We start from the raw sequence: 22191 nt of genomic DNA, 5'->3' as shown, positions 1-22191 counted from the left end.
ATGGTGCTGTGCCCATGGTGCTGTGCCCATGGTGCTGTGCCCATGGTGCTGTGCCCATGGTGCTGTGCCCATGGTGCGGTGCCCATGGTGCGGTGCCCATGGTGCGGTGCCCATGGTGCGGTGATCGCGGATTTGGTGGTGTCGGGCGCCTAACGGCCGGGGGAACTAACGATGTCTTATGTCTTCGCGAGCCCGGAGGTGCTCAACGCCGCCGCTGCTGAGGTCTCGACCATCGGATCCAGCCTGCAGACGGCCAATGCGTGGGCGGCGGCGCCGACCACGGCCCTGTTGAGTGCGTTGGGCGCTGATGAGGTCTCAGCGGCGGTCACCGCGATGTTCGGCAACCACGCCCAGGCCTATCAGGCCGTCAGCACCCAGGCGGCGGAGTTTCATGACCGCTTCGTGGCCGCGTTGACCGCGGGCGCCGACGCCTACTCCGGTGCGGAAGCCTCGGGTGCCGCAACGTTGCAGAGCCTGCCCCAAGACCTGCTCAACGTGGTCAACGCGCCCACCCAGGCACTGCTGGGGCGGGCCCTGATCGGCAACGGCGCCAACGGCGCCGACGGGACCGGGCAGAACGGGGCCGATGGCGGCCTGCTGTGGGGCAACGGGGGTAACGGCGGAACCGGAGCGGCGGGGCAGGCCGGCGGCAACGGAGGCGCGGCGGGCCTAATCGGCAATGGCGGCGCTGGTGGGGCCGGTGGAGCGGGCGCCCCGGCGGCCTGGGCGGGGCCGGCGGGATCGGCGGCATCGGCGCGGCCGCCACCACGCCCGGCGCCACCGGAGGCGACGGCGGCAACGGCGGGACCGGCGGCACCGGTGGAAACGGCGGCGCCGGCGGACAAGCCGGCCTGTTCGGCGCCCAGGGTCAACAGGGCGACGGCGGCACCGGCGGGGCCGGCGATGCCACCCATCTCGATGGCGGCAAGGGCGGCAACGGCGGAAATCCAGGGCTCGGCGGGACCGGCGGCGCCGGGGGCACCGGAGCCAGCACCGGCATCCACGGCTCCGACGGCGCCACCCCCACCACCGTGGCCGGAAACGGCGGCAAAGGTGGCGACGGCTACACCCCCACCACACCCGGCGCCGACGGCGGTAACGGCGGCGCCGGCGGAAACGGCGGTCTTTACGGAAACGGCGGCAACGGCGGAAACGGAACCGTTGGCGCCGCCGGCGTCAACCCCACCCCAAACCCGGTCTTCGAGCAGGCTGACCCCGGGACCGACGGCATTGACACCACCGGTATCGGTGGCGACGGCGCACCGGGTAGCCCGGGGGTGTTCGCCGGGCAGCAGGGCGGCAACGGCGGTGAGGGTGGCACGGGCGTCGACCTGGGTGGCGGCGGTGGTGATGGCCAAACCGGCGGGCCCGGCACCCTGGGAGGCAATGGCGGCAACGGCGGCACCGCCAGCATGGGCGGGTCCGGCGGCGGCGGCGGGTCCGGCGGCGATGGCGCCGGCGGGGGCGGTGCCGGGGGCAACGGTGCGATCGGCGGCTTTTCCGGCGGCAACGGTGGGGCCGGCGGTAGCGGCGGGTCCGGCGGCGGGGCGGGGGGCAACCGCGGCGATGGCGGCAACGCCACCGACCTCATGATCGGCAACGGTGGCGCCGGCGCCATGCGCGGTAACGGAGGAAATGGCGGCAGCGCTGGCACTGGCACGACTGCCGGCACCGACGGCAACGGCGGCACGGGTGGCGCCGGCGGCAATGGCGGCAACGGCGGCACGGGTGGCGCCGCCGGCTCGGGTGGAATGTTCGGCCAGATGGGCGACGCGGGCGACGGTGGTGACGCCGGCACTGGCGGCGACGGCGGGACCGGCGGCAGCGGCGCAATGTCGGGCCAGACCGGTGACCAGGGCGCCGGCGGGACACCGGGCACCGGCGGCGCATCGGGCTAATCAGGGACGGCCCGCTCGCCGCACGCGCTTTACCGGTCCTGGGCCTCGGCCAGCCGATAGAACGCGGCAGAGTTCTCCCACAGCACCTTGCTGGCGCCCGCGTCCCCGAGCGCCTCGCTGATCAGATCGATGTCGCTGTCCTCGAACGGGCGCCGAGCACGCGTCGAGGGCAGGTCAGTGCCGAACATCAGGGCATCGGGGTTGACCGCGTGGATCTTCTTCACCGTGTCCCGCACATCCAAACCGACCCGGCCAAAGCCGGTCGCCTTGACCCGAATCCCCTTGTCCACCAACGGCAGCAACAGCTCAACCCCTTCGGCTGACATGCCCAGATGGTCGATGCTGACCGCTGGCAGCGCAATGAGCTGATCGGCCAACTGCCCGAGGTGCGCGGCATCGACATAGAGCTCGACATGCCAACCCGCAATGTCGTGAACCCGGCGGGCGAACGAGTTCAATTCGTCGATGGTCTCGGACCCACCGCGATAGAGATTGAACCGGACCGCACGGATTCCGGCGGCATCAAGATCGCGTATCTCCGCGTCCGAAGTCGTCGAGGGCAACTGGGTGACCCCGACAAAACCGGGCCCCAACCGCGCCAGCGATTCCCGCAAATACCCTTGGTCGAACCCCTGGAATGACCCGAAAACAACGGCACCGCCCCGGATGCCCAGCCCGGCGGTGCGGGCGCGGTAGTCGCCGATGGTGAAGGCGGGCGGGAAATACCCATCGTTTCCGATCAGCGGAAACGATGGGTCGATGATGTGGAAATACGCATCGAATAGCCTTACCGGCGGCCGCCGCGATGTCCGCATGACAAATCTCCTGTCCCGCGCAGTCTGCCTGCGACGATGGCGGCACGCCAGGCTACCAACCCCGCGAAACCCGCGCCGGCGACACCGGTATTGGCCGCCTTTACCCTGGTCTCCCGCCGGAGCCATAAGGTGTTCCGACACGCCGCCGCACGTATACTTCATCAATGAAACGGCCTTCACGAGATTTCGAAATCAGCTGACAAGTCCTGCCATTGCGTGTGAGCATCGATTCAGGTCGCTATTGCCGATGAGACTCGAAGGGTAGCGGATGGAAATTCTGGTCATCGGCGGCGCGGGCTTCCAAGGCAGCCACCTGACCGAATCCCTATTGGCCGATGGGCATTGAGTAACCGTCCTCAATACACCTTCTAAAAACACCACTCGCAACATGCAAGGGTTCCAATCGCACGAGCGGGTTTCATTTATCTCCGGATCGGTAACCGACGGCGAGACGGTGTATCGCGCGGTGCGTGATCACCACGTCGTGTTTCACCTGGCGGCCAGAACCCAGGGCTCCGGCGTTCCCTGGGCCAGAACCAACGTTGACGAGTCGCTTAGCGACCCGAAAAGCTTTCTCGAAACAAATGTCATGGGCACCTACCGAGCACTCGAAGCGGTGCGCCGCTACCGCAACCGGCTGATATACGTGTCCACCTGCGAAGTTTACGGAGATGGGCACAATCTCGAGGAAGGCCAGCGCCTCGACGAACACGCCGAACTGAAACCGAATAGCCCCTACGCCGCGTCCAAGGCCGCCGCCGACCGGCTGTGCTACTCGTATTTTCGCTCCTTCGGAATCGACGTCACCATCGTCCGCCCGTTCAACATCTTTGGAATTCGCCAAAAGACCGGCCGATTCGGCGCGCTGATTCCGCGGCTCGTCCGGCAGGCAATCAATGGCAAGAACCTGACAATTTTCGGCGGGGGCACTTCGAGCCGCGATTATCTCTATATCAGCGATATTGTGAACGCCTACAACCTGATATTGCAGACCCCGTCCCTGCGTGGCCAGACGATCAATTTTGCCAGCGGTAAAGACACCTGCGTGAAGAATATCGTCGAGTACGTCGCGGGTAAATTCGATGCCACAATCGAACAGCGCGATGCCCGCCCTGGGGAGGTCCAGCGATTTCCCGCCGATATCTCATTGGCGAGAAGCATCGGATTCGAGCCGCAAGTCGATATTTGGGAAGGCATCGACCGGTACATCGCCTGGGCTAAGGATCAGCCCCAGCACGCATACGAGCTGGACGGGCTCGGCGACAGGTCGACCGCGAACGGATGACCGTCCCCCACTAGCGCTGGGGCGCGGTAATCGTGCACGGGGTGGCCGGCGGATAACTGCCCGACACCGCCCGCAGCCGCCCGGGCGGCGGCCACGGCCGCAGCCCCAGTTTGGCGAGATAGCGCAGCGGGTTGACGTGCGAGCCGCGCTGGCGGACCTCGAAATGCAGATAGCCGTCGTCCGAGTCGCCCTCCGCGCCGAGCCGCGCACCCGCGCGCACCCGATCCCCAACCGACATCCCGTTTCGCTCTACCGGGCGAAACACATAGACGACGTCGAGGTCCGGGCCCTGCGAGATCGTCATCGACAACAAGCCGTCGACATCAGCGACAGCGCTGACCGCCCCGGACACCACAGCGTACACGGGTGTTCCCGGGTCGGCGGCAAAGTCGACACCGGGGTGAAAACCACCGGCGCGTTGCCCGTATCCACGGCCGATGGCCCGCGGTTCCCGGTCAATCGGCAGCCGCCCGCCCGGCTCGAGCGGGTCGAAGTCGCCGCGGATGCGCCGCTGATAGTCGGCTTTGAGCAGGTCGACCTCGTCGAGCGCGTAACCGAACAGCAGGGACCGGTCGTAGGCCATCCCGAAGTTGTGCCGGTAATCCGGATCGAGCCGGAGATAGTGCTCGACTCTCGAGATCCGCTCCGCCAGCGTCGACCAACCGTCGTGCACCAGCCGAACCCCCTCCAGCCGGCCGATCCGACCGTGGTCGGTGATATTGGCCGGCCAGTGCGGGTTGTGCATCAGCTTGATCCCGGCACGCAGACCCGGAGACCAGCGCCAGAAGGGCCCGCGCAGCGCTTCAGCGGTTCCCATTACCGGAATCAGCTCGGGATATTCGGGATCGTCCCAACTGGACACGATCGGGCACAGCAGCGCCGCCACGTCCTCGGGGGTGCGGGCCAGGGCCGCACGGACATCGATGTCGGTCTCGACAAGCCAATCCGCGTCGACCATCATCACCCAGTCCGGGCGACAGAAATCGGCCATCCGATACAGCAGTTCCAGCCCGGTGGACTCCGGAATCAGCCAGGGCGTGGCGGGAAGATCAGAACGGGCACGCACCACATTCGTCACCGCAGGGTGGTTCGCCAGAATCTCGGCGGTGTCATCGGTGCTGCGGTCATCGATCACATAGATGTCGTCGCTGAACGCAGCCAACGAGTCCAACGTGCGCACCAACGTCCGTCCGGCGTTGTGCGCGCGTGTTACCGCCAGAATCCGCATGCAGTCTCTCTATCACCCGAGAACGCAAAAGCCAGTAGCTGGAAGAATATGCAAGTGTGAGCGACGCCTCGGTGATCGGTTGCGTCGGGACGTTGGTGGTCGCGACCCGCGGCAAACACGGTGCCGGCGAGGTCCTGCTCACCGTTCGGGGCTCCAAGGAGGCCTTCCTGGCACGATCTGACCATCCGTTACCCAAAGGCACCACGGTGCTGGTGGTAGGGGTTCGGGGAGCCCGGACGGTGCTCGTCGAGCCCTGGAACGATCTGTTCGTAACCGAACTTCTCTGATCCAAACCACGAAAAATTCAAGGAGTCCAACAATGCTCGGTTACAAGGTTCCCGATCCGGATGAGGCGATGCTGATATCCGGGGGCCGGGTCAAAGGCAACGCGCCGTTTCGCGTGGTAACCGGCCACGGGTCCTTCGTCGTTCCGTTCTTCCGTAAGGTCCGCTTCCTCACGCTGGCGATGTGTGAAGCCGAGGTCGCCGAGAAATGCGTGACCCAGCAGGGCATCACGCTCAACGTCCGGGCGGTCATCGCCTTCAAGGTCGGCAACGACACCGAGAGCATCATCGCCGCGGCGCAACGATTCCTCTCCGAACAAGACCAGATGTCGGTCTTGACCGGGCGCATCTTTGCCGGCCACCTGCGCTCGATCATCGGCTCCATGACCGTCGAAGAGATCATCCGGGAGCGCCAAAAGCTCGCGACCGAGGTGCTCGACGGTTCCAAGGAAGAGATGGCCCGAATCGGCCTCAACGTCGACGCCCTGCAGATCCAGTCGATCGACGACGACGGGCTCGGCTACATCGACGCGATGTCGGCACCGCACAATGCGGCGATCCAGCAGCAAGCACAGATCGCCCAGGCGCAGGCCAACCAGTTGTCCGCCGAGGCAGAGCAGGAATCGCAGCGCAAGCAAGCCGAATTCGCCCGTGAGACCGCCATTGTCAAGGCGCAATACCAGGCCGAGGTCGACAAGGCTCAAGCCCAGGCCGCCCAGGCCGGTCCGCTGGCCGAGGCCCAGTCCCAGCGCGAGGTGCTCGAGATGCGCACCGAACTGGCCGAGCGGGCCGCCGAGTTGCGCCAGCAGGAGCTGGTCGCTGAGGTGGTCAAGCCGGCCGAGGCCGAAGCCGAGCGGGTCCGCATCCTGGCCGTCGCCGACGCCGAGAAGATGAAGATCCAGGCCGAGGCTGCGGCGTCGCACAACCGGGTGGCGCTGGATCGCATGCTCATCGACCAGCTGCCCGACATCGTCGAAAAGGCCGCCCTGGGTCTCTCGGGCGCAAATCTCACCGTGCTCAATGGCGCCGACGGGCTCAGCCAGGTGGCCGCGGGGCTGGTCTCTCAAGGGGTCGCCATTTTCGACGCGATGCGCGGCAGCGTCGCTGACGACAACGACGGGGAGAACGCGGTGGCGCCCTGGAACGCCGGAACCACAGACAACGTCTAGCAAGGCGGTTGGCGCCACCGGCGGGTGGCCACGACGGTCCGGGGCAAGCCGCAGGACTTTATCGGGCTGTAAACGCTTCACGAATACGGGTGACGGCGGCCTGTCAGTGGTGTAACACTGGAACGCCACATGGCCGATGAGTTATTGGCAAACGGAACTACGGGCAACCCACATCGGACGAAAGGTCGACGGACGTGAGTGAGGAAGTCCAATCACCAGGGCTGGCAGAGGCAGCGCGCGATAACCTCGCCGCCGAGCTGGCCCGGCTCCGGCAACGCCACGACCGGCTGGAGATCGAGGTCAAAAACGACCGCGGAATGATCGGCGATCACGGCGACGCGGCTGAGGCGATTCAGCGCGCCGACGAACTGGCCGTGCTGACCGAACGGATCCACGAGCTCGATCGGCGACTGAAAGCCGGGCCATCCAACGCGACCGGGTCCGAAACGCTGCCAAGTGGCACCGAGGTCACCTTGCGCTTCGACGATGGCGAGGTGGTCACGATGCACGTGATCGCCATCGTCGAGGAGAACCCGGTCGGCCACGAGTACGGGACGCTGACCGCGCACAGCCCGCTGGGGCAGGCCCTGGCGGGGCGCCAGGCGGGTGACACGGTGACCTACTCCACCCCGCGCGGACCGAGCCAGGTGGAACTCCTCTCGATCAAGTTGCCCACCTAGTAGCGCCCGTTCCCGACAGAACGCCAGAATCGCTCGCCAACCTGGTTAGACTTCCCCCGATGATCCCGCCAGAGCCCGCTGCCGCGCCCGCCGAAGAGCACCAGCGCCAGCATTTGCATCTGACGACTCAGATGATCCGCTTCATCGTGACCGGCGGTTTCGCGGCAATCGTCGACTTCAGCGTGTACGTGGTGCTCTACAAGGTGGTCGGCCTGCAGGTCGACCTGTCCAAGTTCATCAGCGTCGTGATCGGCACCATCACCGCCTACCTGATCAATCGCCGGTGGACGTTCCAGGCGGCACCAAGCGGGGCGCGATTTGCCGCCGTGATGGCTCTCTACGGGGTCACCTTCGCCGTGCAGGTCGGAATCAACCACCTCTGTCTTGCACTTATGCACTATCGCGGGTGGGCGATACCGGTCGCATTCGTGATCGCCCAGGCCGTTGCTACGGTGATCAACTTCGTGGTGCAGCGGGCCGTGATCTTCCGTAGACACTGAGCCGGTCCCGCCCAAACTGCACTTTCCCGCCGGCAAAAACGCCCGCTACCGGCGTGAGCGTGGGCATCCTTGCCGAACCAAGCGGTACCCTCTTTGACGATGTTTAGCGCGCCCGTTCCCACCACACCCACCCGGCTGACCGGATGGGGTCGAACCGCGCCGTCGGTGGCCGAGGTGCTCCGCACCCCAGATCCCGAGGTGATCGCGACGGCTGTCGCGCGTGTCGCCGACACCGGCGCCAGGGGCGTCATCGCCCGCGGCCTGGGCAGGTCCTACGGCGACAACGCGCAAAACGGCGGCGGGTTGGTGATCGACATGAGCCCGCTGAACAAGATCCACTCGATCAGCGCCGACAGCACGCTTGTCGACGTCGATGCTGGGGTGAATCTCGACCAGCTGATGAAGGCGGCGCTACCGCTGGGCCTGTGGGTCCCGGTATTGCCGGGCACCCGGCAAGTCACCATCGGCGGTGCGATCGCATGCGACATCCACGGCAAGAACCACCACAGCGCGGGCAGCTTCGGCAACCATGTGCGCAGCCTGGACCTGCTGACCGCCGACGGCGAAGTCCGCCACCTCACTCCGACGGGCACCGAGACCGCAGACACCGAGCTGTTTTGGGCCACCGTCGGCGGCAACGGCCTGACCGGGATCATCCTGCGCGCCACCATCGAGATGACACCCACCGAGACCGCGTACTTCATCGCCGACGGGGACGTCACCGCCAGCCTGGACGAAACCATCGCGTTGCACAGCGACGGCAGCGAAGGCAACTACACCTATTCCAGCGCCTGGTTCGACGCGATCAGCGGGCCGCCCAAGCTGGGCCGTGCCGCGGTGTCGCGCGGCTGCTTGGCCACCATCGACCAGCTCCCCACCAAGCTGCAACGGGATCCGCTGAAGTTCGACGCGCCGCAACTGCTCACATTTCCCGACGTATTCCCCAATGGGCTGGCCAACAAATACACCTTCGGGCCCATCGGCGAGCTCTGGTACCGCAAGTCCGGCACCTATCGGGGCAAGGTCCAGAATCTGACGCAGTTCTACCACCCGCTGGACATGTTCGGTGAGTGGAACCGCGCCTATGGTCCGGCGGGTTTCCTGCAATATCAGTTCGTGGTTCCCACCGAGGCGGTCGACGAGTTCAAGCGGATCATCGGCGACATCCAGGCCAGCGGGCACTACTCATTTCTCAATGTGTTCAAGTTGTTCGGCGCCGGGAATCAGGCCCCGCTGAGCTTCCCGATTCCCGGCTGGAACATCTGCGTCGACTTCCCGATCAAGGCGGGTCTGAACGAGTTCGTCAGCGAACTCGATCGCCGGGTCATGGAATTCGGCGGCCGCCTCTACACCGCCAAGGACTCTCGTACCACCGCTGAAACCTTTCACGCCATGTATCCGCACATCGACGAATGGATCGCCGTGCGCCGCAAGGTGGACCCCTGCGGGGTGTTCGCCTCCGACATGGCCCGACGTTTGGAGCTGCTCTAAATGGTGCTGGACGCCGTAGGAAATCCCCAGAGCGTGCTGCTGCTCGGCGGCACCTCCGAAATCGGTCTGGCCATTTGCCAGCGCTACCTGCGTAACGCTCCGGCCCGGATCGTGCTGGCCTGCCTGCCCGACGACCCTGGCCGCGACGACGCGGTCGCGCAGATGAAGGCCGCCGGCGCCTCCTCGGTCGAGCTGATCGACTTCGACGCGATGGACACCGACAGCCACCCGAAGGTGATCGAGCAGGCATTCGGCGGCGGCGACGTCGACGTGGCCATCGTCGCGTTCGGTTTGCTCGGCGATGCCGAAGAGCTGTGGCAAAACCAGCACAAGGCCGTGCAGATCGCCGAGATCAACTACACCGCGGCGGTGTCGGTGGGCGTGCTGCTGGGCGAGAAGATGCGGGCCCAGGGCTTCGGCCAGATCATCGCCATGAGCACGGTGGCCGGTGAACGCGTACGACGCTCCAACTTCGTCTACGGATCCACCAAGGCCGGCCTGGACGGCTTCTACCTCGGGCTGTCCGAGGCTCTGCGTGAACACGGGGTTCGTGTCCTGGTGATCCGGCCGGGTCAGGTGCGCACCCGGATGAGCGCACACGTCAAGGAAGCTCCACTGACGGTGGACAAGGAGTACGTCGCCAACCTCGCGGTGACCGCCGCCGCAAAAGGTAAGGAACTGGTTTGGGCGCCAGCAGCATTTCGCTACGTGATGATGGTGTTGCGTCACATCCCGCGGAGCATCTTCCGCAGGCTGCCAATCTGAGCATGCGTAATGCACTGGCCACCCTCGGCCAGATGGCGGCCGCGGTACTGGTGGCCGTGACGGTCGCGGTGGTCGCCCTATCCGCCATTTCGCAGGTGCAGTGGCCGGCCTTTCCGTCGTCCAACCAGCTGCACGCGCTGACCACCGTCGGCCAGGTCGGCTGCCTGGCCGGCATGCTCGGCGCCGGCTGGGCCTGGCGACGCGGCGGCCGGCTGCGGCGGCCGGCTCAGCTGGGTGGCTTGGTGTTAGTCTCGGCGTTCACCGTGGTGACGCTCGGCATGCCGCTGGGGGCCACCCGGCTGTACCTGTTCGGCATCTCGGTGGACCAGCAGTTCCGCACCGAATACCTGACCCGGCTGACCGACAGCCCGGCACTGCACGACATGACCTACATCGGACTGCCGCCGTTCTACCCGCCGGGCTGGTTCTGGATCGGCGGTCGCGCCGCGGCACTGACCGGCAGCCCCGCCTGGGAAATGTTCAAGCCGTGGGCCATCACCTCGATCGCGGTCGCGGTCGCGGTCGCGCTGGTGCTGTGGTGGCGAATGATTCGCTTCGAGTACGCGCTGCTGGTCACCATCGCCACCACGGCGGTGACACTGGCCTACAGCTCGCCGGAGCCCTACGCCGCGATGATCACGGTGCTGCTGCCGCCGGTGCTGGTGCTGACGTGGTCGGGCCTGCGCGCCGGCGCCCCGCCCGGCCCCGAACGTCACGCCAGCGTGGCGCCCGACGCCGAAAGACACGCTGACGTGACGCTGGGCGCCGAGGCGGCTCGGGGCTGGGCCGCGGTGGTCGGCGCCGGGATCTTCCTCGGCTTCGCCGCCACCTGGTACACGCTGCTGGTGGCCTACAGCGCGTTCACGGTCACGCTGATGGCCGCGCTGTTGGTCGTGTCACGGTGGCGCCGCGGCGGGCTCAGGGCCGCGGTGGATCCGCTGCGACGGCTGGCCGTGATCGCCGTGATCGCTGCGACGATCGCGTCCACCACCTGGCTGCCCTACCTGTTGCGGGCGGCCCGTGACCCGGTCAGCGACACCGGCAGCGCCCAGCACTACCTGCCCGCCGACGGCGCCGAACTGACCTTCCCGATGCTGCAGTTCTCGCTGCTGGGCGCGCTGTGCATGCTGGGCACTCTGTGGCTGGTGGTGCGGGCACGGTCCTCGACCCGGGCCGGCGCCCTGGCCATCGGCGTGCTGGCCGTCTACCTGTGGTCACTGCTGTCGATGCTGACCACGCTGGCGCGCACCACCCTGTTGTCGTTCCGGTTGCAGCCGACCCTGACCGTGCTGCTGGCCACGGCCGGGGTCTTTGGCTTCCTGGAAGGAACGCGTGCGCTGACCGTCCGCAGCCGCGCCGCGCTGCCCGTCGCCGCCGCGATCGGACTGGCCGGGGCGATCGCGTTCAGCCAGGACATTCCCGACGTGTTGCGGCCCGACCTCACGATTGCCTACACCGACACCGACGGTTACGGCGAGCGCGGCGATCAGCGCCCGCCCGGTTCCGAGAAGTACTACTCGACGATCGACACGACCATCCGCAAGGTCACCGGCAAGCCGCGCGATCAGGTCGTCGTGATGACCGCCGACTACAGCTTCCTGTCCTACTACCCCTACTGGGGTTTTCAGGGTCTGACGTCGCATTACGCCAACCCGCTGGCGCAGTTCGACAAGCGCGCGGCCCAGATCGAGAGCTGGGGCAAGATCAAGACATCCGACGAGTTCGTCCAGGCCCTGGACAAACTGCCCTGGCCGGCGCCAACGGTTTTCCTGATGCGACGCGGCGCCGGTCCCGGTTCGGGCGCTAGCTACACCCTGCGGCTGGCCGAAGACGTCTACCCCAACCAGCCCAACGTCCGGCGTTACACCGTCGACCTCAAGGCCGCGCTGTTCGCCGACCCACGCTTCACCGTCGAGACCATCGGCCCCTTCGTGCTGGCCATCCGCAAGCCGGCGGCGAGCGCCTGATGGCGACCGAGACCGCACCCGGCGCATTGGAACAATTACCATCTACGTCCGTGAGCGATTCGGGAGCAAAGTACCGGATTGCCCGACTCGTCGCCGTGGTCACGGGTCTGCTGGGGACCCTTCTGGCGCTGGCAACCCCGCTGCTGCCGGTCGACCAGACCACGGCCAAGCTGAATTGGCCGCAGAATGGCACGTTCAGCAGCGTCGAGGCACCGCTGATCAGCTATGTGGCCACCGACCTGGAAGTCACCATCCCCTGTTCGGCGGCCGCCGGGCTGGCCGGCCCGCAGAAAAATGGCAAGACGGTGCTGCTGTCGACGGTGCCCAAGCAAGCCCCCAACGCCGTCGACCGTGGACTACTCGTTCAGCGCGCCAACGACGATCTGGTTCTCGTGGTGCGCAACGTCCCGGTGGTCTCCGCGCCGCTGAGCCAAGTGCTCAGCCCCGCCTGCCAGCGTTTGACCTTCACCGCGCACGCCGAGAGCGTCACCGCCGAATTCGTCGGGCTCAAGCAGGGCCCCAACGCCGAGCATCCGGGCGAGCCGTTGCGCGGCGAACGCAGCGGCTACGACTTCCGGCCGCAAATCGTCGGGGTGTTCACCGATCTGACCGGGCCGACACCGCCGGGCCTCAGCTTCTCCGCGACCATCGACACCCGCTACAGCAGCAGCCCCACCCCGTTGAAGATGGCCGCGATGATCATCGGCCTGCTGTCCACCGCGGTCGCCCTGGTCGCTCTGCACATCCTCGATACCGCCGACGGCACCCGGCATCGGCGCATCCTGCCGCCGCGCTGGTGGTCGATCGGCGCGCTGGACGGGCTGGTCACCGCCGTGTTGGTGTGGTGGCACTTCGTCGGCGCCAACACCTCCGACGACGGCTACATCCTGACCATGGCCCGGGTGTCCGAGCACGCCGGCTACATGGCGAACTACTACCGCTGGTTCGGCACGCCCGAGGCACCGTTCGGCTGGTACTACGACCTGTTGGCGATGTGGGCCCATGTCAGCACCGCCAGCGTCTGGATGCGCCTGCCCACCCTGGCGATGGCATTGACCTGCTGGTGGGTGATCAGCCGGGAGGTCATCCCGCGGCTGGGGCACGCCGTCAAGACCAACCGGGCCGCGGCCTGGACGGCCGCGGGCATGTTCCTGGCGGTCTGGCTGCCGCTGAACAACGGGCTGCGCCCAGAGCCGATCATCGCCCTGGGCATCCTGCTGACCTGGTGTTCGGTCGAGCGAGCGGTGGCCACCAGCCGGCTGCTGCCGGTGGCAATCGCGTGCATCATCGGTGCCCTGACCCTGTTCTCCGGGCCTACCGGCATCGCCTCCATTGGCGCGCTGCTGGTCGCGATCGGGCCGCTGCGCACCATCCTGCACCGCCGCTACAAACAGTTCGGCGCGCTGCCGCTGCTGGCGCCGCTGCTCGCCGCGGCCACCGTCACTGTGATCCTGATCTTCCGTGACCAGACCTTCGCGGGCGAGGCTCAGGCCAGCGTGCTCAAACGCGCGGTCGGCCCCAGCCTCAAGTGGTTTGACGAGCACATCCGCTACGAGCGACTGTTCATGGCCAGCCCCGACGGCTCGGTGGCCCGTCGCTTCGCGGTCCTGGCGCTAATCCTCGCGCTCGCCGTCGTGGTGGCGATGTCGCTGCGCAAGGGCCGGATTCCTGGCACTGCGGCAGGCCCCAGCCGCCGCATCATCGGCATCACGATCATCTCGTTCTTGGCGATGATGTTCACCCCGACCAAATGGACCCACCACTTCGGGGTGTTCGCCGGGCTGGCCGGCTCGCTGGGAGCGCTGGCCGCCGTCGCCGTGACCGGGGTGGCGATGCGCTCGCGACGCAACCGCACCGTGTTCGCCGCCGTGGTGCTGTTTGTGATGGCGCTGTCGTTCGCCAGCGTCAACGGCTGGTGGTATGTCTCCAACTTCGGCGTTCCGTGGTCGAACTCGTTCCCCAGACTGCGGTGGTCGCTGACCACCGCACTGCTCGAGCTGTCGGTGATCGTGCTGGTGGTGGCCGCCTGGTTCAACTTCGTCGCCACCGGGGACGGGCCGCCCAGGACCCGCCTCGGGGCGCGGCTGGCGCCGATCGTCCAAGCGCCGCTGGCCATTGCCACCTGGTTGCTGGTGACGATGGAAGTCGTCTCGTTGCCCCAGGGCATGATGTCGCAGTACCCGGCGTGGTCGGTGGGCCGGTCCAACCTGCAGGCGCTGACCGGCAAGAGCTGTGGGCTGGCCGAAGACGTGCTGGTGGAGCTGGATCTCGACGCGGGAATGCTGCCCCCGGTGAGCGCTCCGGTGGCCGATGCGCTGGGCGCCGGCCTGTCAGACGGGTTCACCGCCAACGGAATCCCCGCCAACGTCTCCGCGGACCCGGTGATGGAGCGCCCGGGCGACCGCAGCTTCGTCAACGACGACGGTCTGGTCACCGGCACCGAGGCCGGCACCGAGGGCGGCACCACTGCCGCACCGGGCATCAATGGCTCGCGCGCGCGGCTGCCCTTCAACCTCGATCCGGCGCGCACGCCGGTGCTGGGCAGCTGGCGATCCGGCATCCAGGTGCCTGCCATGTTGCGGTCGGGCTGGTATCGACTGCCCCCCGCGGATCAGCGGAAGAAGACACCGCTGCTGGTGGTGTCCGCGGCCGGCCGGTTCGATCCCCGCGAAGTCCAGGTCCAGTGGGCCACCGATGAGCAAGCGGCAGCTGGGAAGCACGGCGGCTCGATGGGGTTTGCCGACGTCGGGGCGGCACCGGCGTGGCGCAACCTGCGGGCGACGCTGTCCGCCATCCCCGACTCCGCCACGCAAATCCGCCTGGTGGCCGACGACAACGACCTGGCTCCGCAGCACTGGATCGCCCTGACCCCGCCGCGGATTCCGCAACTGCGCACCTTGCAGGAGGTGGTGGGCTCCAAGGATCCGGTGTTCCTGGACTGGCTGGTGGGCCTGGCCTTCCCGTGCCAGCGGCCATTCGGCCATCAGAACGGTGTCGATGAATCACCGAAATGGCGGATCCTGCCGGACCGGTTCGGCGCGGAAGCCAACTCGCCCGTGATGGACAAGAACGGCGGTGGCCCGCTCGGCGTCACCGAGCTGCTGTTCCATGCGACGACGGTCGCCAGCTACCTCAAGGACGACTGGTTCCGGGACTGGGGCGCGTTGCAGCGCCTCACCCCGTACTACCCGGAGGCCGAACCGGCACGGCTGCAACTGGGCACGGCAACCCACAGCGGTCTGTGGAATCCGGCACCCCTGCGTAAGGGTTAGCGGGGCCCCGAGGCGGTGGGCAACCGCTTTGCGGACTCGCGGCCGCGCCGCACCCAATCCGCCTGTCCGACCCTTCGCCACGGCGCCGGCGCCGGAATCGCTTTGCGGCGGCGCGTCCTGACGGCGCTGGATCCGCCGATCCGGGCCCTCCCCGGAGCCGCTTTGCGGCCCCGCGTCCTCACCGCGCTAAGCCGCGTCGCCTACGATCGACCATCGTGTCCCTCGACGGTAATGAGCGATCTCAGCGGATCGCCCGGTTAGCAGCCGTCGTCTTGGGAGTCGCCGGGCTGGTCCTGTGCGCCTTGGTTCCGCTCCTTCCGGTGAAGCAGACGACGGCGACGATCCTGTGGCCCCAGGGCGCCTCCGCGGACGGCGACATCAGCCAGATCACCGCCCCACTGGTGTCCGGCGCGCCGCGCGCATTGGACATTTCACTGCCTTGCGCGGCGATCGCCACCCTGCCCGCCAACGGCGGTCTGGTGCTGTCCACCCTCCCCGCCGGGGGCGTGGATACCGGCAAGAACGGGCTGTTCGTCCGCGCTGACAAGGACTCGGTCGTGGTCGCATTCCGCGACACGGTGGCCGCGGTGGCACCGCGCGCCGCGATCGCCGAGGGTCGGTGCAGCGCGCTGCACATCTGGGCCGACGCCACCGGCGCGCACGCGGATTTCGTCGGCATTCCCGGTGCCGCGGGCACCCTGCCCCCGGAGAAGAAGCCTCAAGTCGGTGGCATCTTCACCGACTTGAAGGTCCAGGCCCAACCGGGGTTGTCGGCGCGCATCGACGTCGACACCCGATTCATCACCGCGCCCACGGTCACCAAGACCATCGCCATGATCCTCGGTGCGATCGCGGTCCTGGGCGCCATCGTGGCCTTGGCCGCCCTGGACCGGCTCAGCCGCGGCGGTGACGCGCTGCGCGACTGGCGCTCCCCCATCTCCTGGCTCTCCAGGTACCGGCCGCGGCTGCCCCGGCTGTCGCGCTGGCGCGTCGGGTTCGCAACCTGGCTCACCGACGCCGCGGTGATCGCCACGCTGCTGCTCTGGCATGTGATCGGAGCCCTTTCCTCCGACGACGGCTACAACCTGACCATCGCCCGGATCGCACCCCAGGCCGGCTACGTGGCCAACTACTACCGATACTTCGGGGCCACCGAGGCCCCCTTCGACTGGTATCACGAGCTGCTGGCGCACCTGGCCCAGATCAGCACCGCCAGCGTCTGGATGCGGTTGCCCGCCACCCTGGCCGGCATCGCCTGCTGGCTGCTCATCAGCCGTTTCGTGCTGCGCCGGCTCGGCCCCGGCAAGAACGGCCTGGCCGCCAATCGGGTGGCCGTGTTCACCGCCGGCGCGGTCTTCGTGGCCGCCTGGCTGCCATTCAACAACGGCCTGCGCCCCGAGCCGCTGATCGCCCTTGGCGTGCTGGTCACCTGGGCACTGGTGGAACGCGCCATCGCGCTGAGCCGGCTGGCTTCGGCCGCGATCGCGATCATCGTCGCGATGCTCACCGCGACGCTGGCACCGCAAGGTTTGATCGCGGTGGCCGGGCTGCTGACCGGGGCGCGCGTCATCGCCGGGATCATCCGTAAGCGCCGCGGCACCGACGGGCTGCTGGCCCCGCTCGCCGTCCTGGCCGCATCGCTGTCGCTGATCACCGTCGTGGTGTTCCGCAACCAGACGCTGGCCACCGTGGCCGAGGCGGCGCGGATCAAGTACAAGGTCGGCCCGACCATCGCGTGGTACCAGGACTTCCTGCGCTACTACTTCCTGACCGTCGAAACCAACATTGACGGGTCGATGACCAGACGCTTCGCCGTGCTGGTGCTGCTGCTCTGCCTGTTCGGCTCACTGGTGGTGCTGCTGCGGCGGGGCTGGGTGGGCGGTTTGGCCCGCGGCCCGGCCTGGCGACTGATCGGCACCACCGCGGTTGGTCTGCTGCTGCTGACCTTCACGCCGACCAAGTGGGCCGTGCAGTTCGGCGCCTTCGCCGGGCTGGCCGGTGCGCTGGGGGCGGTGATGGCATTCAGCTTCGCCCGGATCGGCCTGCACAGCCGACGCAACCTCACGCTCTATGTGACCGCCCTGTTGTTCGTGCTGGCGTGGGCTACCTCGGGCATCAACGGGTGGTTCTACGTCGGCAATTACGGGGTGCCCTGGTACGACATTCAGCCGGTGATCGCCAGCCATCCGGTGACCTCGATGTTCCTGACCCTGTCGATCCTGACCGGGCTGCTGGCCGCCTGGTACCACTTCCGGATGGACTACGCCGGGCACACCGAAGTCAAGGACAACCGGCGCAACCGCGTGCTGGCCTCCACCCCGCTACTGGTGGTCGCGGTCATCATGGTCCTGGGCGAAGTCGGCTCGATGGCCAAGGCCACGGTTTTCCGCTACCCGCTCTACACCACCGGCAAGGCCAACCTGGCCGCCCTGACGTCGGGGCTATCCCCGAACAGCTGCGCTATGGCCGATGACGTGCTGGCCGAGCCCGATCCCAATGCCGGGATGCTGCAACCACTTCCGGGGCAGACCTTCGGACCGGGCGGACCGCTGGGCGGCATCAACCCGTTCGGGTTCAAGCCGGAAGGGGTCGGCGAAGACCTCAAGTCCGACCCGGTGGTCAGCAAGCCCGGCCTGGTCAACTCCGACGCATCGCCCAACAAGCCCAACGCCGCCATCAGCGACTCCGCCGGCACCGCCGGCGGCAAGGGCCCGGCCGGCATCAACGGATCCCACGCGGCGCTGCCGTTCGGACTGGACCCGGCCCGTACCCCGGTGATGGGCAGTTACGGGGAGAACTCGCTGGCCGCCACGGCGACCTCGTCCTGGTACCAGTTGCCCGGCGATTGGAAGGCCAACATCGCCGCCCAGCCGCTGGTCGTGGTCACCGCGGCCGGGGCCATCTGGTCCTACAAAGAGGACGGCGACTTTATCTACGGGCAGTCCCTGAAACTGGAGTGGGGCGTCACTCGCCCCGACGGCACCACGCAGCCGCTGGGGCAGGTATTCCCGATCGACATCGGGCCACAACCGGCGTGGCGCAACCTGCGCTTCCCGCTGGCCTGGGCCCCGCCGGAGGCCAACGTGGCGCGCATCGTCGCCTACGACCCAAACCTGAGTCCCGAACAGTGGTTCGCCTTCACCCCGCCCCGGGTGCCGGTTTTGGAAACCCTGCAGCAGTTGATCGGATCGAAGACCCCGGTGTTGATGGACATTGCGACCGCAGCCAACTTCCCGTGCCAGCGGCCGTTCTCCGAGCACCTCGGCATCGCCGAACTGCCGCAGTACCGCATCCTGCCTGACCACAAGCAGACCGCGGCGTCGTCGAACCTGTGGCAGGCCGGCCCGACCGGTGGGCCGTTCCTGTTCACCCAGGCGCTGCTGCGAACCTCGACCATCGCCACCTACCTGCGCGGTGACTGGCATCGCGACTGGGGATCGGTGGAGCAGTATTACCGCTTGGTGCCGGCCGATCAGGCGCCGGAGGCCGTTGTGCAAGAGGGTGTGATCACAGTGCCCGGCTGGAGTCGCCAGGGACCGATTAGGGCGCTGCCATGAGCGTCACGAACGAAACCGAACAGGCCACCGCCGCCACCACCGCTAGCGCCCGTGAGGTGCGGGTGACCCGATGGGTAGCCACGATCGCGGGCCTGATCGGCTTCGTGCTCTCGGTGGCCACCCCGCTGTTGCCGGTCGTGCAGACCACCGCGATGCTCAACTGGCCGCAAAACGGGCAGCTGAACAGCGTGACCGCGCCGCTGATTTCGCTGACGCCGGTGAATCTGACGGCCTCGGTGCCCTGCAGCGTGGTGCGCGACATGCCCGCCAAGGGCGGGGTGGTGCTGGGCACCGCACCCAAGCAGGGCAAGGACGCCAACCTGCAGGCGCTGTTCGTCGTCGTCAACAGCAAGCGCGTCAACGTCACCGACCGCAACGTGGTGATCCTGTCGGTGCCACGCGAGCAGGTGGATTCCCCGCAATGCGAGCGCATCGAGATCAGCTCGACGCATGCCGGTACCTTCGCCACCTTTGTCGGCCTCAAGGATCCCTCCGGCGCCCCGCTACGCAGTGGCTACCCGGATCCCAACCTGCGCCCTCAGATCGTCGGGGTCTTCACCGATCTGACCGGACCCGCGCCGGACGGGCTGCGGCTCTCGGCCACCATCGACACCCGGTTCTCCACCACACCCACCACGCTGAAGTTGCTGGCGATCATCGGTGCGATCCTGGCCACCACCGTCGCGCTGATCGCGCTCTGGCGCCTCGACCGACTGGACGGGCGCCGGCTACGCAGCCTGTTCCCGGCTAACTGGCGCACCTTCACCCTGGTCGACGCGGCGGTGATATTCGGATTCCTGCTGTGGCATGTCATCGGGGCGAACTCGTCCGACGACGGCTACATCCTCGGCATGGCCCGGGTCGCCGATCACGCCGGCTACATGTCCAACTATTTCCGCTGGTTCGGCAGCCCCGAGGACCCGTTCGGCTGGTACTACAACCTCCTTGCGCTGATGACCCACGTCAGCGACGCCAGCATCTGGATGCGGTTGCCCGACCTGTTCGCCGGGCTGGTGTGCTGGCTGTTGCTGTCGCGTGAGGTGCTGCCCCGGTTGGGGCCGGCGGTCGCGGCCAGCAAACCCGCCAACTGGGCCGCGGCGATGGTGCTGCTGACCGCGTGGATGCCATTCAACAACGGACTGCGTCCCGAAGGCATCATCGCGCTGGGCTCGCTGGTCACCTACGTGTTGATCGAGCGGTCGATGCGTTACGGCCGGCTGACACCGGCGGCGCTGGCGATCATCTCCGCCGCGTTCACCCTCGGTGTGCAACCGACCGGGCTGATCGCGGTGGCCGCGCTGGTGGCCGGTGGCCGCCCCATCCTGCGGATCCTGGTCAAACGCCGGCGCCAGGTCGGCACGTTGCCGTTGCTGTCGCCGATGCTGGCGGCCGGCACCATCATCCTGACCGTGGTGTTCGCCGACCAGACCCTGTCGACGGTGTTCGAAGCCACCCGGGTGCGCGGCAAGATCGGGCCGAGCCAGGCCTGGTACACCGAGAACCTGCGGTACTACTACCTGATCCTGCCCACCGTCGACGGGTCGCTATCGCGCCGGTTCGGCTTCCTGATTACCGCGCTGTGCCTGTTCACAGCGGTGTTCATCATGCTGCGGCGCAAGCGCGTCGCAGGCGTGGCGCGCGGACCCGCGTGGCGCCTGATGGGCGTCATCTTCGGCACCATGTTCTTCCTGATGTTCACCCCCACCAAGTGGGTGCACCACTTTGGGCTGTTCGCCGCGGTGGGAGCGGCGATGGCGGCGCTGACGACGGTATTGGTGTCTCCAACGGTGCTGCGCTGGTCGCGCAACCGGATGGCATTCCTGGCGGCGCTGCTGTTCACCCTGGCGTTGTGCTGGGCCACCACCAACGGGTGGTGGTATGTCTCCAGCTACGGGGTGCCGTTCAACAGCGCGATGCCCAAGATCGCCGGAATCACGGTCAGCACCATATTTTTCGTGCTGTTCGCGCTCGCCGTGCTGTACGCGGCCTGGCTACACTTCGCCCCGCGCGGCAGCGGTGAAGGCCGGCTGACCCGCGCGCTCACCACGGCGCCGGTTCCCATCGCGGCCGGCTTCATGGCGGTGGTGTTCGTCGCATCGATGGGTATCGGGATTCTCCGGCAATACCCCACCTACTCCAATGGCTGGGCCAACCTGAGGGCCTTTACCGGCGGCTGCGGCCTGGCCGATGACGTGCTCGTCGAGCCGGACACCAACGCGGGTTTCATGACGCCGCTGCCCGGCGACTACGGCCCGCTGGGACCGCTGGGCGGGGTGAACCCGGTCGGGTTCTCCCCCAACGGGGTCCCCGACCACACCGTCGCCGAGGCGATGGTCATGAAGCCGAACCAGCCCGGAACCGACTACGACTGGGATCAGCCGGTGAAGCTGAAGACCCCGGGTATCAACGGGTCCACCGTGCCGCTACCCTACCAGCTCGACCCGGCGCGGGTTCCGCTCGCGGGTACCTATGCCACCGGGTCACAGCAGCAAAGCAAACTCACTTCGGCGTGGTACCAGCTGCCCAAGCCCGACGATGGGCACCCCCTGGTGGTGGTGACCGCCGCGGGCAAGATCGCCGGAAACAGTGTGCTGCACGGCTACACCCCCGGACAGACCGTGGTGCTCGAGTACGCCAGGCCCGGTCCCGGCCCGCTGGTGGCCGCCGGACGGATGGTGCCTGACGACCTGTTCGGCGAGCAGCCCAAGGCCTGGCGCAATCTGCGCTTTGCCCGCGACAAGATGCCGGCCGACGCCGTCGCAGTCCGTGTGGTGGCCGAGGACCTGTCGCTGACACCGGAGGACTGGATCGCGCTGACCCCGCCGCGGGTGCCGGACCTGCGCTCGTTGCAGGAGTACGTCGGTTCGACGCAACCGGTGCTGCTGGACTGGGCGGTCGGGCTGGCGTTCCCCTGCCAGCAGCCGATGTTGCACGTCAACGGCGTCACCGAGATCCCGAAGTTCCGTATCACGCCGGACTACAACGCCAAGAAGCTGGACACCGACACCTGGGAGGACGGCGTCAATGGCGGTCTGCTCGGTATCACCGACCTGCTGCTGCGGGCCCATGTCATGGCGACTTATCTGTCCCGCGACTGGGCGCGCGACTGGGGGTCACTGCGTCAGTTCGAGACCCTGGTCGATGCGCCGCCCGCACAGCTCGACTTGGGCACCACGACGCACAGCGGGTTGTGGTCGCCGGGCAAGATCCGCATCGGTCCGTAGCTGCCGCGAAGGACCGGTTCGTGGAAGTGAGTCGCACACCGCTCTTCGCGACCGGC

General features: G+C 67.5%; 12 protein-coding genes and 2 pseudogenes. 12 read left to right on the top strand and 2 right to left on the bottom strand.

Annotated features, from left to right (window positions below):
* The first annotated feature begins 171 nt into the window (after positions 1-171).
* A pseudogene (locus tag MMSP_RS29500) lies at positions 172-1898 on the top strand (PE family protein).
* Between the two features lie 29 nt (positions 1899-1927).
* Here MMSP_RS29500 and MMSP_RS03955 read toward each other — a convergent pair.
* Positions 1928-2713, bottom strand: coding sequence for an amidohydrolase family protein (locus MMSP_RS03955; protein WP_020785570.1), 786 nt, complete (start codon positions 2711-2713; stop codon positions 1928-1930).
* Positions 2714-2981: 268 nt separating this feature from the next.
* Here MMSP_RS03955 and MMSP_RS03950 point away from each other — a divergent pair.
* A pseudogene (locus MMSP_RS03950) lies at positions 2982-3998 on the top strand (NAD-dependent epimerase/dehydratase family protein).
* A gap of 10 nt (positions 3999-4008) precedes the next feature.
* Here MMSP_RS03950 and MMSP_RS03945 read toward each other — a convergent pair.
* On the bottom strand, positions 4009-5226 hold the full coding sequence (locus MMSP_RS03945) for a peptidoglycan DD-metalloendopeptidase family protein (RefSeq protein ID WP_020785568.1): 1218 nt from the start codon (positions 5224-5226) through the stop codon (positions 4009-4011).
* A gap of 56 nt (positions 5227-5282) precedes the next feature.
* On the opposite strand from MMSP_RS03945, the gene MMSP_RS03940 reads away from it, so the two are divergent.
* From MMSP_RS03940 to embB, 10 genes are all read left to right on the top strand, one after another.
* Positions 5283-5513: a hypothetical protein gene (locus MMSP_RS03940; RefSeq protein ID WP_020785567.1), complete on the top strand. Its 231-nt coding sequence runs from the start codon at positions 5283-5285 to the stop codon at positions 5511-5513.
* A 32-nt stretch (positions 5514-5545) separates the two neighbouring features.
* Positions 5546-6679, top strand: coding sequence for a flotillin family protein (locus MMSP_RS03935; RefSeq protein WP_020785566.1), 1134 nt, complete (start codon positions 5546-5548; stop codon positions 6677-6679).
* A gap of 194 nt (positions 6680-6873) precedes the next feature.
* Positions 6874-7359, top strand: a complete 486-nt coding sequence (locus tag MMSP_RS03930) for a GreA/GreB family elongation factor (protein WP_020785565.1) — start codon at positions 6874-6876, stop codon at positions 7357-7359.
* A gap of 134 nt (positions 7360-7493) precedes the next feature.
* On the top strand, positions 7494-7859 hold the full coding sequence (locus MMSP_RS03925) for a GtrA family protein (protein ID WP_085979938.1): 366 nt from the start codon (positions 7494-7496) through the stop codon (positions 7857-7859).
* 99 nt (positions 7860-7958) lie between these two features.
* Positions 7959-9350, top strand: a complete 1392-nt coding sequence (locus MMSP_RS03920; protein WP_020785564.1) for an FAD-binding oxidoreductase — start codon at positions 7959-7961, stop codon at positions 9348-9350.
* A complete protein-coding gene (locus tag MMSP_RS03915) occupies positions 9351-10115 on the top strand; it encodes a decaprenylphospho-beta-D-erythro-pentofuranosid-2-ulose 2-reductase (RefSeq protein ID WP_011742444.1) in 765 nt (254 codons plus the stop codon). It abuts the gene before it with no gap.
* A gap of 2 nt (positions 10116-10117) precedes the next feature.
* Positions 10118-12082 carry a galactan 5-O-arabinofuranosyltransferase gene (locus MMSP_RS03910; protein WP_020785563.1) on the top strand — a complete coding sequence of 655 codons (1965 nt, stop codon included), beginning with the start codon at positions 10118-10120 and terminating at the stop codon, positions 12080-12082.
* Positions 12082-15354, top strand: coding sequence for an arabinosyltransferase domain-containing protein (locus MMSP_RS03905; protein ID WP_020785562.1), 3273 nt, complete (start codon positions 12082-12084; stop codon positions 15352-15354). The genes MMSP_RS03910 and MMSP_RS03905 overlap by 1 nt, the downstream gene beginning before the upstream one ends.
* A 215-nt stretch (positions 15355-15569) precedes the next feature.
* Positions 15570-18911, top strand: coding sequence for an arabinosyltransferase domain-containing protein (locus MMSP_RS03900; RefSeq protein WP_036426119.1), 3342 nt, complete (start codon positions 15570-15572; stop codon positions 18909-18911).
* Positions 18908-22135 (top strand): arabinosyltransferase EmbB, encoded by a 3228-nt coding sequence (embB, locus tag MMSP_RS03895; RefSeq protein ID WP_020785560.1) that lies wholly within the window; start codon positions 18908-18910, stop codon positions 22133-22135. The genes MMSP_RS03900 and embB overlap by 4 nt, the downstream gene beginning before the upstream one ends.
* Positions 22136-22191: the final 56 nt, after the last annotated feature.

Origin of the sequence: Mycobacterium sp. 012931, assembly GCF_000419295.1 — a bacterium.
Taxonomy (GTDB): Bacteria; Actinomycetota; Actinomycetes; order Mycobacteriales; family Mycobacteriaceae; genus Mycobacterium; species Mycobacterium marinum.
This window is presented reverse-complemented; position numbering and strand designations above follow the sequence as displayed.

Coding starts and splice junctions, on each gene's coding strand:
- MMSP_RS03905 (WP_020785562.1), top strand. CDS start 12,082: ATGGCGACCGAGACCGCACCCGGCGCATTGGAACAATTACCATCTACG.
- embB (WP_020785560.1), top strand. CDS start 18,908: ATGAGCGTCACGAACGAAACCGAACAGGCCACCGCCGCCACCACCGCT.
- MMSP_RS03945 (WP_020785568.1), bottom strand. CDS start 5,226: ATGCGGATTCTGGCGGTAACACGCGCGCACAACGCCGGACGGACGTTG.
- MMSP_RS03920 (WP_020785564.1), top strand. CDS start 7,959: ATGTTTAGCGCGCCCGTTCCCACCACACCCACCCGGCTGACCGGATGG.
- MMSP_RS03910 (WP_020785563.1), top strand. CDS start 10,118: ATGCGTAATGCACTGGCCACCCTCGGCCAGATGGCGGCCGCGGTACTG.
- MMSP_RS03955 (WP_020785570.1), bottom strand. CDS start 2,713: ATGCGGACATCGCGGCGGCCGCCGGTAAGGCTATTCGATGCGTATTTC.
- MMSP_RS03915 (WP_011742444.1), top strand. CDS start 9,351: ATGGTGCTGGACGCCGTAGGAAATCCCCAGAGCGTGCTGCTGCTCGGC.
- MMSP_RS03935 (WP_020785566.1), top strand. CDS start 5,546: ATGCTCGGTTACAAGGTTCCCGATCCGGATGAGGCGATGCTGATATCC.